This window comes from Mesorhizobium sp. M0598 (assembly GCF_040320865.1).
Taxonomy (GTDB): Bacteria; Pseudomonadota; Alphaproteobacteria; order Rhizobiales; family Rhizobiaceae; genus Mesorhizobium.
This window is the reverse complement of record NZ_JAMYQL010000014.1, coordinates 115064-128491: the sequence shown is the minus strand read 5'-3', so window position 1 is coordinate 128491 and position 13428 is coordinate 115064. Positions and strand designations below refer to the sequence as shown.

General features: G+C 60.7%; 12 protein-coding genes. 10 read left to right on the top strand and 2 right to left on the bottom strand.

Annotated features, from left to right (window positions below; all coding sequences use genetic code 11):
* Nucleotides 1–38 precede the first annotated feature (38 nt).
* From NKI59_RS19000 to NKI59_RS18955, 10 genes are all read left to right on the top strand, one after another.
* Nucleotides 39–857, top strand: a complete 819-nt coding sequence (locus tag NKI59_RS19000) for a glycosyltransferase family 2 protein (protein WP_352591351.1) — start codon at nucleotides 39–41, stop codon at nucleotides 855–857.
* The gene (locus tag NKI59_RS18995) at nucleotides 845–1990 is read left to right on the top strand and encodes a glycosyltransferase family 4 protein (protein WP_352706009.1); all 1146 of its coding nucleotides are present in this window, start codon (nucleotides 845–847) and stop codon (nucleotides 1988–1990) included. Before NKI59_RS19000 ends, NKI59_RS18995 begins: the two co-directional genes overlap by 13 nt.
* Nucleotides 1990–3966, top strand: coding sequence for a putative glycosyltransferase family protein (locus NKI59_RS18990; protein ID WP_352591357.1), 1977 nt, complete (start codon nucleotides 1990–1992; stop codon nucleotides 3964–3966). Before NKI59_RS18995 ends, NKI59_RS18990 begins: the two co-directional genes overlap by 1 nt.
* The gene (locus tag NKI59_RS18985; protein WP_352706007.1) at nucleotides 3953–4711 is read left to right on the top strand and encodes a hypothetical protein; all 759 of its coding nucleotides are present in this window, start codon (nucleotides 3953–3955) and stop codon (nucleotides 4709–4711) included. The genes NKI59_RS18990 and NKI59_RS18985 overlap by 14 nt, the downstream gene beginning before the upstream one ends.
* A 14-nt stretch (nucleotides 4712–4725) precedes the next feature.
* Nucleotides 4726–6003, top strand: coding sequence for a glycosyltransferase family 4 protein (locus NKI59_RS18980; RefSeq protein WP_352454209.1), 1278 nt, complete (start codon nucleotides 4726–4728; stop codon nucleotides 6001–6003).
* The gene (locus NKI59_RS18975; RefSeq protein WP_352591363.1) at nucleotides 5994–7328 is read left to right on the top strand and encodes a lipopolysaccharide biosynthesis protein; all 1335 of its coding nucleotides are present in this window, start codon (nucleotides 5994–5996) and stop codon (nucleotides 7326–7328) included. Before NKI59_RS18980 ends, NKI59_RS18975 begins: the two co-directional genes overlap by 10 nt.
* 13 nt (nucleotides 7329–7341) lie before the next feature.
* Entirely contained in the window at nucleotides 7342–7677 is a 336-nt protein-coding gene (locus tag NKI59_RS18970) for a hypothetical protein (protein WP_352706005.1), read from the top strand.
* Nucleotides 7674–8858, top strand: a complete 1185-nt coding sequence (locus NKI59_RS18965) for a GNAT family N-acetyltransferase (RefSeq protein WP_352591369.1) — start codon at nucleotides 7674–7676, stop codon at nucleotides 8856–8858. Before NKI59_RS18970 ends, NKI59_RS18965 begins: the two co-directional genes overlap by 4 nt.
* A gap of 27 nt (nucleotides 8859–8885) precedes the next feature.
* Entirely contained in the window at nucleotides 8886–9242 is a 357-nt protein-coding gene (locus tag NKI59_RS18960) for a hypothetical protein (protein ID WP_352706003.1), read from the top strand.
* A 70-nt stretch (nucleotides 9243–9312) separates the two neighbouring features.
* A complete protein-coding gene (locus NKI59_RS18955; protein WP_352591375.1) occupies nucleotides 9313–10482 on the top strand; it encodes an FAD-dependent oxidoreductase in 1170 nt (389 codons plus the stop codon).
* Nucleotides 10483–10604: 122 nt separating this feature from the next.
* On the opposite strand, the gene NKI59_RS18950 is transcribed toward NKI59_RS18955, so the two are convergent.
* Nucleotides 10605–10925, bottom strand: coding sequence for a class I SAM-dependent methyltransferase (locus tag NKI59_RS18950; protein WP_352706035.1), 321 nt, complete (start codon nucleotides 10923–10925; stop codon nucleotides 10605–10607).
* Between the two features lie 429 nt (nucleotides 10926–11354).
* Nucleotides 11355–13346: a polysaccharide biosynthesis/export family protein gene (locus NKI59_RS18945; protein WP_352706001.1), complete on the bottom strand. Its 1992-nt coding sequence runs from the start codon at nucleotides 13344–13346 to the stop codon at nucleotides 11355–11357.
* Nucleotides 13347–13428: the final 82 nt, after the last annotated feature.

Here is a 13428-nt window from a genome sequence, read left to right as displayed (position 1 = left end):
GCCCCCTGGGTTCCATCGTACGACCTTAAAGCGCTGCCATGAACGCCCGTCTTTCCAGCATTGTCGCCCCCATCGGTGCCGCATCGCCGCCTGACTCGATCAATTTCGCGCTGCGGCGATCGTTGATTCTGCCTCGAGTCAGCTTTGTCGTCCCGACGCTCAATGAAGCCGAGAACCTCCCTTGGCTTCTGCCGCGCATCCCCAACTGGGCGCATGAGATCATTATCGTGGATGGCCGTTCCACCGACGACACGGTCGCGGTCGCGCGCCGCCTGCGCGAGGACGTGAAGGTTGTCATGGAGCCCCGCCGGGGCAAGGGCGCTGCACTGCAAGCGGGATTCCTGGCCGCCACAGGCGACATCATCGTCATGCTGGACGCCGACGGCTCCATGGTCCCGGAGGAGGCGATCGTGTTTGTCAGTGCGCTGATGGCCGGCGCGGATCTCGTTAAGGGTTCACGATTTATCCAGGGCGCCGGCACCGGTGACATGTCGCTGTTCCGGATGTTCGGCAACACGGGCCTGACCCTGTTCGTGCGGCTGCTCTATGGCGGTTGGTTCTCCGATCTATGCTACGGATACATAGCCTTCTGGACCAAGCACGTCGCCACGCTGAACTGCGATTGCGACGGGTTCGAGATCGAGACCCTCATCAACGTGCGAGCTTTGAAGAACCACCTCAATATCGTCGAGGTGGCAAGTTTCGAGGCTCGGCGCATCAGCGGTGTGAGCCACCTGCGCGCCATCCCGGACGGCTGGCGCGTCCTCAAAACCATCCTGCGCGAGAGGCTGCACCAACAGCACAGGCGGAGCGCCACAGCCTGTGATGACGGTGGACAACCCCGATGCGAATCCTGATGGTTGCCGCTCGCTGCTACCCCTTCATGGGCGGCATCGAAACTCACATCCAGGAGGTCGGCCCTCGCTTGGCTGCGCGTGGCCACGCGGTTGACGTGCTCACTACCGATCCTTCGGGGGAGCTGCCGGTTGAGGAGGCGGTGCGCGGCATGCGCGTGCAGCGCGTGCCGGCCTGGCCGAGGGAGCTGGACCTCTACGTGGCGCCCCGCATTTATACCGCCATCCGGCGCGGGGTTTGGGATCTGATCCATTTCCAAGGTTACAACAGCTTCGTGGCGCCGATCGGGCTGCTGGCGGCCGTCCGCGGGGACCTTCCGTTCATCCTGACCTTCCACAGCGGCGGGCATTCCTCCCGGCTGCGCAACGCCATGCGCGGCACGCAGCACGCGCTGCTCCGGCCGCTAGTGGCCCGGGCCGCGCGGCTGATTGGCGTCTCCGAATTCGAAGCCAGCTTCTTCAGCGCGAGGATGGGCGTGCCGCGGGAACGGTTTGTGGTCATCCCGAACGGTGCCGCGATGCCGGTTGCGAGCCCCGGCGTCAAAGTCGATCCGCACCTGATCGTCTCGGGCGGCAGGTTGGAGCGTTACAAGGGCCATCACCGGGCGATTGCGGCCTTGCCCGAACTGATCCGCCGGGTACCGGATGCCCGACTGCACATCGTCGGAAGAGGCCCGTACGAGGGAGAATTACGACGCCTCGTCGCGACGCTCGGCCTCGAAAAGCGGGTCACCATTGCGGGAATCCCCGGATCCGAGCGGCAGAAAATGGCAGACCTCCTGGCGAGCGCCGCGCTCTTCATACTGTTCAGCGAATACGAGGCCCATCCGGTCGCCGTGATGGAAGCCCTTTCACTTCGCCGTCCGGTCCTCGTCAGCGACACGTCCGGTCTGCGGGAGCTGGCCACCAACGGCCTGTGCCGGGCGATCCCGTGCAACGCCGGTCCGGGAGAGCTGGCCGCCGCCATGGCCGAGGAACTCGAGTCCCGTCGGGAGGTCCCGGATTTGGCGCTGCCCGACTGGGATGCTTGCGCGCACGCGCTTAGCGACGTCTATTATGATGTCCTCGGCAACCGATCCACTGTCCCCGTGCCCCCCGGTGGCCTGACATCCTGGTCTCCTGCGAGGAGAGTATGATGCTGATGTTGCCAGCTCATTTCACCGCAGGAACCAGGATCAACCCGCTCCAGGTCGGGATCCGATTCGTCTCGGCCGTTGTCGGTCCCGACCTTCGCGACGGCAGCGCCGATGGCCCATCGCAACGCGCCAGTTCCGGATGGATCGCGGCTCTATGCCTAACGATCGCCGCGGCTCTACTCCTGGTCGTGGCCGGGCACGCAGCCGGGCGCCGGGACTATGACGTGGCGGCGCCGCTCTTCTGGTCCGGTGTCGTTCTCCTGGTCGCTCCGATCAGCCTTCGCATCGCCTGGCCGACAACAGCCAGGGGTGAGCGCCTGGTGCTCCTGTTCCTGCTTGCCGAAGCCCTGTTCTACTGCAAGCTAGTCTATTCCCCGACAAGCTTCAGCGGTTACGACGAGGTTTTGCACTGGATCGCGGCCGAGGATCTCATCACAGCCCGGCGGCTGTTCCTGTCCAACCCGCTTTTTCCTATCGGGTCAAGCTACCCCGGCCTGGAAATCCTGACGACCGCGATCGTCGATTTGACGGGACTGCCCTTGTTTGTGGCGGGAGCGCTCTTGTTGGTCATCCTTAAGGGCACGTTCATCGGTGCACTGTTTCTGTTCCTTGAAAGCATCGCCGGATCGCCGCGTATCTCGGCCGTCGCCTGTCTGGCCTATATGGGTTGCTCAACCTTCTTCCTGTTCGACTCGATGTTCTCTTACGAGAGCCTCGGCATGGTGCTGTGCCTGCTGACTTTCGCGGTTGAAGCAGCGTCCAAGGATCTCGTCGGGCAACCGAGGCTGAAGTCGCTCGGGTTGATTGCATTGCTGTTGGCAAGCCTCGCGGTCACGCATCACCTCTCGGCCGCCTTCGCCGCCATCTATTTCGGAGCGCTAGCGGCCCTCGAGGCTTTGCGCCGGCAAGACTCCCTTCGGATCAAGACCAGCATTGCCGTGGGTCTCGCCGCCATCCTCGCCATAGCCCTGCCGATCCTGTGGGTGCAGGCCCGTGACGTCCCTCTCACAGGCTATCTCGGTCCGGTGATCGAGTCCGGCTTCGACACATTGCTCGGGAAGATCCGAGGCGCGCCCACCCCGCCGTCGGAGCACCTCGGAGCGCCGGACAAGGCCCTCTACATGCGGCTCACCACTTTGCTGGCGCTCCTGCTGGTGGCGCTCGGACTGGCAACGGGATTCTTTCGGTCGCTGGCCCTGGCAGCGCCGAGCGGTGCGCGATCCGGTTGGCGTCCCATCCACGGCATTCTCAAACGCCGCTGGCGCGACAGCCGCCTCGTGCTGCTCAGCTTGCTGGCCTTCGGCCTCCCAGTCTCGGTGGCCTTCCGACTGACCGTCGCCGGCTGGGAAATCGGCAACCGCATGGGAACGTTCGTGTTCATCGGCGTTGGACTGGTCGTCGCGGTGAGCATCGTCCACTTCTGGCAGGGTCGCGCGCCACGCGGGTGGCGCCGCATCGCGCCTGCCGTTGCCTTGGTGATCATGGTCCTAGGCGGCGTGACGAGTTCTTCGATTAATCCGATCCATGGGCGCTACAGGGTGGGTGCAGATCAGGAATCGATCGAGCCGATGGGGATCGAAACGGCACTCTGGGCCAGGGAATGGCTGGGTGCCGGCAACCGGTTCACCACCGACCGTATCAACCGTCTTCTGCTTGCGGGTTACGGCCGGCAGGACGTCCGAGTCACCATCGTCAAAGGGATCGATCCCGCGCGCATATTCGATGCCGAGACATTGGGGCCCGACGAGTTTTGGGCGTTGGCGCGAAGCGACATCGATTTCCTGCTCGTTGACCTTCGCCTGACCACGGCTCCGCCGGTGCTCGGCTTTTACTTTCAGCCGTGGCAAGCCCAGCAGGGAACTCCGCTCTCGGGCGCAGCGCTGCTCAAGTTCAATGACGTCAAGGGCGTCACCCGCATCTACGACAACGGCTGGATCGTCATCTACGATGTGAGAGGATTGCATGAGAATTGGTAGCAAGTGGGACCTTCTGGCCGCGTGCCTGTGGGCGGGGGCCGCAGTGGCTGCCGTTTCGGTTAGCGACAGCTTGCTCCTGCGTACTGCCCTGGGCGCGCCCATGGTGTTTTTCGTCTCGGGCCACGTGGTGCTGCGGGCCATGGGTGTCAGGACCACCTCCGCCTTGCAACACCTGGCCTACGCGGTCGGAGCAAGCCTCGCCGCCGGCATTGCCGGGGGCTTTGCCCTGAACGCCGCAGGCTTCCTTACACCGCTCGGGTGGGCGCTGTGGTTCTGGGCCGTGACGGCCGCCGCGGCGCTGCTGGCGGCCGAGCGCCGCGACACACCCGATCTGCCAGCCTGGCCGGCACCAGCGCGGATCCGGTTCTGGCAGGGGGCCGCGTTCATGCTAGCGCTGCTCGTGGCGACCGGAGCCTACGCGGTTGCTGTCCGGGACGAAGCGGCCTACCGGGAATTCAAATACACCGCGTTCTGGTTGTTGCCGTCGGCCAGTGGCGAGTCCGGCCAGATCACCGTCGGCATCAGGAGCGCCGAGACCCAACCTCAGCGATTCGACCTGGAAATCACCCTTGATGGGCAGCCGTTCGCCATCTTCCGATCGCTCACCATCGCGCCGGGCGACACCTGGATACGGAAAATCGCGGTGCCCGTCTTGGGAACTCGCCAGACGGCCGAGGCGCGGCTCTATCGACCGGAAGACAACCGGCTCTATCGCAGCGTTTCGACGATGGTGCCGCGCATCTAGAACGAGGCTGGACCATGCGCATCCTGCTGCTATCACAGTTCTATCCTCCGGTGATCGGGGGAGAGGAGCGGCACGTCCGCAATCTCGGCGCGGCGCTGGCGCAGCGGGGCCATCATGTCAGCGTCGGGACTTTGATGCATCCTGGATCGCCTGAAACCGAGCTGGACGGCGCGGTCCGCGTGCATCGCCTGCAGGGAACGCTCCAGCGCCTGTCGGGCCTTCACACCGATCCCGAGCGGCGCCATGCACCGCCCTTTCCAGATCCCGAATTGGTGCTTGCCCTTAGGCGGCTGGTCGCTCGGGAGGAGCCGGACATAGTCCACGCCCATAACTGGATCTACGCGTCCTTCCTGCTGCTCAAAGGTTGGAGTAGGGCGCGCCTCGTGGTTACGCTCCACGATTACGGCCTTGTCTGCGCCAAGAAGAACTTCATGCATTTGGGCGCCCGTCTCTGCAGTGGCCCAGCGCCGGCCAAGTGCCTGCCCTGCGCCGCAGGACATTACGGGGCGGTGAAGGCAGCCGCGACCACTTTGGGCAACTGGGCGTCGAGTTTTGCCGCTCGGCGCGCGGTGGACCGTTTCATCGCGGTGAGCCACGCGGTGGCGCGCCACACCGGACTGACCGAAGGCCGCGCCCCCTACGAGATCATCCCGAACTTTGTGCCCGATGATGTTGCGATGCTTGGCCCGGAACATCCCTGTCTGCGTGAGCTACCCCGGGGTGAATTCATCCTGTTCGTCGGTGATATGATGCGCCTCAAGGGCATTGACGTTCTCCTGCAAGCCTATGCCGGCCTGGAACGGGCGCCGCAGCTGGTCCTGATCGGGCGCCGGGTCGCCGATACGCCAACAGAGTTTCCGCCGAGCGTTCGCGTCTTCAATGCATGGCCGCATTCCGCCATCATGCATGCGTGGCGGCGCTCACTGTTCGGGGTGCTGCCGTCGGTCGGGCCCGAAGCCTGCGCGACGGTCATCATGGAAGCGATGGCTTCCGGCAAGGCGGTCGTCGCAACCGGCGTGGGCGGCATGCCGGATCTCGTCGATCATGGCGAAACCGGGCTTCTCGTGCCGCCCGGTGATGCGCACGTCCTTGCCCACGCAATGCAGACCCTTCTGCAGGACCGCGCCTTGCTCGCTCGCCTGGAGGCGACAAGCCTCGCCCGAGTCGGGCGCCTCAAGGCAGGAGCGGTCGTGACTCGGATCGAGCAGGTCTACCGGGACGTCGTGTGCCCAGCCGCTAGCAGGTCAGCGGTACCGGCGCAGCAAGGTTCGGGGGAGCCATCATGCCAATAGGTCTCGTGGGGACAGCCATTATTCGCGTCCGGCGAGAGCTTCAAAAGAGCGCCGCGCTCGTTCTGAATTCCGGCGCTGTGGCGATCGGAACGATTGCAACGGCCGGTCTTGGGTTTGTCTATTGGTGGCTCGCGGCCCGGCTGTTTCCGCCGGAGGTGATCGGCAAGGCCTCCGCCCTCCTGTCCGTGATGGCGCTCGTCGGCCTGCTGGGCGAAGCCGGGCTCGGGACCCTGCTGATGGGTGAAATCGTACGGCATCCCGGCAAGGGGCGCGGCCTCGTGGCCGCTGCAGCGTCCGTCGGGGTGGCGCTGGGGGTCGGCCTGGCCTTGTTGTTTGTCTTCGGGGAGGCGTACCTCAACAGCTCGACCGGGCCGATCGGCGGCTGGTTCGAGGCTGTTACGTTCGTCCTCGGCTGCTGCCTGACCGTACTCTGCGCGATGGTCGATCTGGCGCTCGTCGGCAACCTGCGCAGCACCGGCAGGATGATCCGGCAGGTGCTGTTCTCCACGTTCAAGCTGATGCTGATCGCCGTCGCCGCTGCCGCTGGCTACACCTCCAATGCCGCGCTTCTTCTGAGCTGGGTGGCCAGCCTGGTGGCGTCCTGTATCGGCGTCGATCTCTTGACCCGGGGCGGTGCGCGTCGCCTCGTTGGGCCTCCCGATTTCCAGCTGCTCCATACGCTCCGAAGCAAGGTCTTCGACCACTACGCGCTCGATGTCGCCTCGCAGGCACCAGTCGTCATCATGCCCTACCTTGTGCTGGTTCTCCTGTCGCCGATCACAAATGCCGCCCTCATGCCGTTGTGGATGCTGGTCTTTACGGCCTCGTTGATTCCAGCAGCCATGGCCACGATCCTGTTCCCTGTGATCAGAACAAGCCCGAAACAATCCAGACACGACATCCTTGTGTCGCTGTCGGCGTCATTGCTCTTCTCGCTGGCCTGTGCCGTCTTCGTCTTCACCTATTCGCAGGAGATCCTTGCGGTCTTCAATCCGGTCTATCCTGAGATCGCCGGTTCGAGCCTACACTTCCTCGGCTTCAGCCTGTTGGGATCAACGCTCAAATTTCATGCCTGTACGCTGGCGCGGTTGGGCGACAGGATGCGCAAGGCATCTCGCTGGTTCGCGCTTGGCGGATTGCTGGAGCTGTGCTTCGTGGTCGCGGGGGCGAAGCTTGATGGACTTCAAGGCCTGGTCCTAGGCTGGACGCTCGCGGTCAGCATCGAGGGTGCATGTGCCGCCCTGATTTTGGCCTTCGCGATGAAACTGGATTCTGCGGCCGGCCCCGCGCACGACCGACCGACCGCGTCGCCGCTCCAGACTTGAGGAGACACCGATTATGGCGCTGGATTGTCGACTGCAATTGGATGGCCCGTGGGCCATCGCGATCGGACTCGTCGGCGTCGAGCACTTCGGCTGGCCGTGGGTCAAAACGCACTTCCGCATCGGGGCGGGAGCGCTGCGGGTCCAACTGTTCTTCATTTTGAGTGGCTTCCTGATCACGCGCAACTTGCTGTTCAGACTGGAGCAGCCTGCGGGCGAAGTCATCCGCAAGTTCTTCCCTATAATTCGATCGGCGACCCGGACAAGGCAGGCTACCTTTTTGGGATTTCAAGCAGAACATTCTCTAGCAGCAGGACTGGCTAAACCTCTGTTACATAGGCACACCCAATGACGACGACGGCGAATATTGCTCTGCAAATTTTCACCGATATGGACGCGGTGGAAGCTCAATGGAGAACATTAGAGCAGCATGCGGATTGTACCGTATTCCAATTGTTTGATTGGCAGATGGAATGGTATCACCACATCGGCTCCAAAGAGAGACTGATCCCGGTGATCGTGCTGGGTCTCGACGATACCGGCATGGCGGTTTTTATTCTGCCATTGGCGATCGAACGCCATAGTCTGATCCGCCGGCTGGTCTGGTTTGGATCGGAATTGTGCGATTATAATTCGCCCATTCTGGCGATAAATTTTAGCGATCACGTGAAACCTGGCCGATTCGGCCGCCTGTGGAAAGACATAATTCGGGCGATTCAAGACTATCCTCGACTTCGTTTCGACACTGTTGAATTTTCCAATATGCCCAGTGTTGTCGGCTCCCAACCTAATCCCTTTCTCGAGTTGCCGGTCTTGCTGGCTAATTGCGCCGGGCATGTCGCAACCCTCCCGGAAGCGAACTGGAATAGGTTTTATGCGTCAAAGTTTTCGAATTCGACGCTGCATACCCACCGGCGCAAGGCCAAAAACCTCGCCAAGCAAGGTGGCGGCGCGATTCGCTTTGTAGACGTGCAAGATCAGGCCGAGATCGAGTGCACCATTGCAAAGCTGATCGAACAAAAACGGAGCAGCTATGCCCGAATGGGTGTTCATGATATGTTCGAACGTCCGGGTTTTCGCGAATTTTATTTGGCGATTGTCGCCAATCCTCGGTTGCGCGAGGTCATCCATGTCACGCGGCTGGATGTGGATGGGATTCCGGTGGCGACGGGTCTGGGTCTCCGGTTCAATTCCAGTTATTCACTGGTGATGTCGAGTTATCTGGAGGAGTTTGCCAAATACAGTCCCGGGCGTCAGCATATTCAGGAAATGATGCAATATGCCATTGGCCGGAAGATTCAGAAATTCGATTTCACGATCGGCGACGAGCCTTATAAGCTTTCGTGGTCCGATATCAATTTGCTTCTGTTTTTCCATTTTGATAGCAGAACTTTGCTCGGTCGTATTGTCGTTGCGGTGCGAATGGCTATCCATTATATAGATACATGGTATGCCAAAACGCCGTTAGTAAAGCCGCCGCTGCGGCAGGTTGTTCGCAAGACAAGACGATCCTTGCATCGCATGTTTCTCTGACTGGACGATCGTGAGTTTGAAATCGGTGTGGGATACATCATAGCGCTTCGCGAAAAAGTATGGTACAATGCGGTTTATCTGCGGGAGACGATGATGTATAGTGCAGATATTGGGATTGTAGGAGGCGGTCTGGGGCGGCTCTATCGCCGCCGCGACGCTCGGGCGAGCCGGATTTCGATCGTCCTGATCGACGTGCATCATCCCTGTGCGGAGGATTTTTGCTGCGAGAAAATTGAGGAGAAGCACTTCAAGTTGCTTCGCGAGCCTGGCGGGTCGATGGAGGGGATTGCGTCAAAGCTGTTTACCGAACTGTGGATTGCGCGGTTTGGTCGCGTGATAAACAAGCGCGCTAGTTTGGTTTTGCAGCAAAAGACGGAGTCTTGAATTTTCTTCGACACCGTTTGGTGCCGTCATGATCGTGCTGTCAATGAAGTGGTGAGCGGAGGAGCGGGAATTGAATAATATTGATGTAGCGGTCCTCGGGGGTGGTACCGCCGGCTCGTTAGCCGCTGCGATGCTTGGCCGGATGGAGATTTCGACCATCCTTGTTGATATCCATCAAGTCTATCCAGTGGAGTTTCGCTGCGAAAAACTCGATGACGATCAAGTCGACTTGCTCAAAAAAACCGGGCTGGCGGATGCCGTATTGGCGGCTGCGACACCGATGACTGAGATATCGGTGGCCCGTCACGGTTATGTCATCGGTAAAAAGCATGGGAAACACGGCGAGCCTTGCGAATATGGGATGGCTTATCAGGATTTGGTAAATGTTATTCGCCGCCAGATTCCAGATAGCGTCCAATTCATCTGCGCTAAAGTGACCAAAATAACGACGAGCTCCGACCGGCAGAAAGTTACCCTGTCAAATGGTGACACATGGTCGACCCGATTGATTGTGGTGGCGACCGGCTTAAACAATGTCGTCCGGGGTGCGATCACGCGATCCGAGATCAGCAAATGCCACTCGATCAGTGTTGGTTTTGATCTCACCTCTAAAGCTGGTTTCAAATTTCAAGCTTTAACGTATTTTGCGGAAAAGCCAGGGCCCATGGGTTATGTGAGCATGTTTCCGATTGGTTCAAGAATGCGCGCCAATGTGTTCGTCTACCATGGTGATATACGCCATGCGTGGTGTCAGGAAGTGCGCACATCGCCGTTATCTGCATTGTATGCGGTAATGCCCCGATTGAAGCGTCTCCTTGGTGATGCTGTCGTGTCAAGCGATATTCAGATTCGACCCGTTGATCTTTACGCCGCGCAGAATCACGAACAGCAACCCGGTCTGGTATTGGCTGGTGACAGTTTTGCTACCAGCGATCCGGCGGCGGGTACCGGTCTCAATAAAGTGCTAACCGACGTTGATCGGTTACGCCATCATATTCCGACATGGTTAGCCACACCCGGAATGGGGGTCGAGAAAATCCGGACATACTACAATGACCCCGTCAAAGTTGCCTGTGATGAATGGTCGCTTGCTGAAGCATCTTACAACCGATCACTGGCGTCCGATACAACGCTTTTATGGCGTATTCGTCGGATGGGCAGGATTGGTCTCGACATGATGGGAATCTCGATCCCACAACTTCGCTTGGCGGCAAGCGCAGTTCGTTGGGGAGCAGGCTGAACTTGGCGGTATCGACAGCGTTGTTGGCAGCAACGAGCTCATTAACGCCCCATGGCCGAACAGCCTGCTTTCGAGGCCAATCCCCGTAAACGCGCGTGACAGCTCACGATAGCTATATTCCTTCAGGTGGAATCCACATGCAACTTTGTCAAAGTATACCGAATGTCGTGAGGACCCGTGACCGCGTGTGTAGTGATGCAGTAGTAGGCACCGCCAGGTACAAGAACACGGTATAGCTGCGAAAGCTGCCTTACTGCGTCGGGGTGGAGGTGCTCCATCAACCGACCACTAAACACAAAATCAAGACTATTATCGGCGAAAGGTAGATCGATACCATCGATCTTGGCCAACGATCTTGGCCAATTGAAAATTGGCAGGCTTCTCCCAGGTGGCGATAACGCGTCAGTTACGTTGATTGCATCTGATGAGCAATTATTGCACATTGCTAAGGCTAGCTTACGGCCCCCAATTCGCCGAAACGCGCGCCTTTCTGGACAAAAAAGCTTGCTGTACACTTTAGCATGGAGGCTGAGCCGAGCGTCTTGATCTGAATTCAGCAGCTGAGTAGCCAGAGCCTTCTCGATTTAATAGTGCGCAGATTTCGCTCGTACGCGCGTCGTGACAAAATTCCGAGATCTTTGACCAATCCCCCTTGATTGGCACCTGCATCCCGTTCGATGTCATCTCACTGCAACTTTGTCAGTGATCCGAACTCCTGAGCGGAGGCGGACATGCAAGCGGAGGCGGACATGCTCGATCATGAATCGGTTCAAGCTGTCGGCGACGGCGAGTGGTCGGTTCGCGCTTCCCACTTCGTGCCGACGAGTTCATCCACGCAGACCAGCAATGCAGACCAATGTCCTTGCCGGGCGTCAATTCGGACCGATCCTCTCCTCTCTCACCACGCGGGCAGGCTCGACATCGTTGGGATTGCACGCTCCCGGCAAGCTCTCGCAGCTCGGCGACACGGTTGGGACCGACGAACCGGCCGGCTCTCTTGGCTCGCTTTCGCCTATGATGATGTTGACGAGGTCGCCTGGCTTTAACAGGGTCATCCCAACGGTCTCGATGCTGACCGGCCCGGCAGCCGATTGCCGCACGATTTGATAAGTTGCGCTGTTTGCGTCCTTCGCAAACTGGGCGCGGGTCACCGGCAACGTGTACAGGACGCCTTCGCTGGCGTTCAACTCGCGCTGATTGGCCGCGATCTGACTCTCCATGGTCTCGATCTCGACCTCCAGATCGATCCTGAGGTCGGCCCTGGTCCGCAACACCTCAGACTCCAGCGAAGCGAGGCGCTGCTTGGCGGCCGCGTACTGGTTGAGGGCGTCCTGCCGGCGCTGTTCCGCGTCGGACAATTCGCCCTGGACTTGATCCATCACGGTCATGCTGACAACTTTGCGGTCCACGAGCGTGCGCATGCTGTTGACGCGCTCCTGGCGCAGCTTGATGAGTTCGTTGAGCGACTCCATGCGCCCATACGCGACAACGTCCTGCTTGGCCGCGTCCAGCGCACGCAGGGTCGCGCGCTCACGATCCTTGCGGGCCGTGGCGACGGCCTTGCGCCGGTCGCTCTGCTCGTTGACGAGTTTGGCAGCTTCGGTCGCGCCGGCCAGCTCCAGCAACTGGCGCGGGATTGTGGGTCTCGTACCGTCGCGCTCGGCCTTCAGCACGGCCGCGCGCGCGAGCAACTTCAACATGGCGTCGATTGCCCCGCTCCGCTTCTGGATCTCGCGTACGGCTTCGATCTTCTGCCACGGCTCGCCCTCGGCCCGGTCCAGTCCGCCTGCTAGCGCGATCGCGTGCAGGACGGTCATGCCGGCCGCGTACTTGAACGAGCCTGGATTCTTGACCGGCCCCAGCACGTAGATGGGCGGGCGTTCCAGCGGCAGGACGTTGACCAGTCCCTCGCGGCCCAGCAGTTGATTGAAGGTTTCCACTAGGTCGGCCTGTACCTGTTGCGTAGACCTGTTGGCGACCGGAATGGAGCCAAGCAAGGGCACGGAAATCGTGCCGTCCTCTTGGATAATATATTCGCCGCTCAGTTCCGGACGCTGCAGGATGCCGCGCAAGGCCGAGGGCGCGCGCCCCCACTTGTCTTCCTCGACCTCGACGCGCTCGTAGAACGCGACCTTGAGGCGATCGCCGACGCCAAACAGGTATCCGGTTGGCACGCTTGGTGCCTTGCTGCGGGTTTTGGGGAGTTCGGCATTGGTTTCGACACTCCGTTCGACTGACGCCACGCCCGCCGCATTCGGTCCTGACGCGATCGCACGGGAGGGTTCGGCCATGGCTTGAACCGGTTGTTCTTGCCAGCCATTGATGACAGCAGATACCTTCTGCATCACGGCTCCCGCGGCTCCGGAGACATCCTCGGCCTTCTGCATCACGGCTCCGGAAACATCGTCGGCCGTCTCCATCATGGCCCCGGAGACATCCTCGACCCTCTGCACAACGGTTGCGGAGACTTCCTCGACCTTCTGCGCCGCGGCTGCGGAGGCAGCCTCGACGTTTTGTACCACGGCTGCGGAGGCAGCCTCGACGTTTTGTACCACGGCTGCGGAGGCAGCCTCGACCTTCTGCGCCACGGCTGCGGAGGCCGCCTCGACATTTTGTATCACGGCTGCGGAGGCATCTTCGACCTTCTGTCTCACGGGCTGCATCACGGGTCGGGAGACTTCCTTGACCTGTGCCACGGCTCTGGAAACAATCTCTAGTGCCCCTAAGTTTTTGGCCGCGGCCCCGCCTAAGGCGGCGACCCCGGAGAGCCCGAAGACAAGCAGGATGGCCTTCAATCCCCTGCGCTGGGCCGCCTGTGACGAGGGAGCGACGGGCTCGCAATTGAATTCTGTATTAACGGCCATGGCGTGTGGCTTTCTGTTTCGATGGTGGCCATCCCGCCCGATGCGTCCGATCCGGTCGAGCAAGGCTCGACCGGATCGTGAC

Excerpts from the sequence above, each read along its gene's own strand:
- NKI59_RS18990 (WP_352591357.1), top strand. The coding sequence starts at position 1,990 with ATGCTGATGTTGCCAGCTCATTTCACCGCAGGAACCAGGATCAACCCG.
- NKI59_RS19000 (WP_352591351.1), top strand. The coding sequence starts at position 39 with ATGAACGCCCGTCTTTCCAGCATTGTCGCCCCCATCGGTGCCGCATCG.
- NKI59_RS18970 (WP_352706005.1), top strand. The coding sequence starts at position 7,342 with ATGGCGCTGGATTGTCGACTGCAATTGGATGGCCCGTGGGCCATCGCG.
- NKI59_RS18945 (WP_352706001.1), bottom strand. The coding sequence starts at position 13,346 with ATGGCCGTTAATACAGAATTCAATTGCGAGCCCGTCGCTCCCTCGTCA.
- NKI59_RS18965 (WP_352591369.1), top strand. The coding sequence starts at position 7,674 with ATGACGACGACGGCGAATATTGCTCTGCAAATTTTCACCGATATGGAC.
- NKI59_RS18950 (WP_352706035.1), bottom strand. The coding sequence starts at position 10,925 with ATGTGCAATAATTGCTCATCAGATGCAATCAACGTAACTGACGCGTTA.
- NKI59_RS18985 (WP_352706007.1), top strand. The coding sequence starts at position 3,953 with ATGAGAATTGGTAGCAAGTGGGACCTTCTGGCCGCGTGCCTGTGGGCG.
- NKI59_RS18995 (WP_352706009.1), top strand. The coding sequence starts at position 845 with ATGCGAATCCTGATGGTTGCCGCTCGCTGCTACCCCTTCATGGGCGGC.
- NKI59_RS18980 (WP_352454209.1), top strand. The coding sequence starts at position 4,726 with ATGCGCATCCTGCTGCTATCACAGTTCTATCCTCCGGTGATCGGGGGA.
- NKI59_RS18975 (WP_352591363.1), top strand. The coding sequence starts at position 5,994 with ATGCCAATAGGTCTCGTGGGGACAGCCATTATTCGCGTCCGGCGAGAG.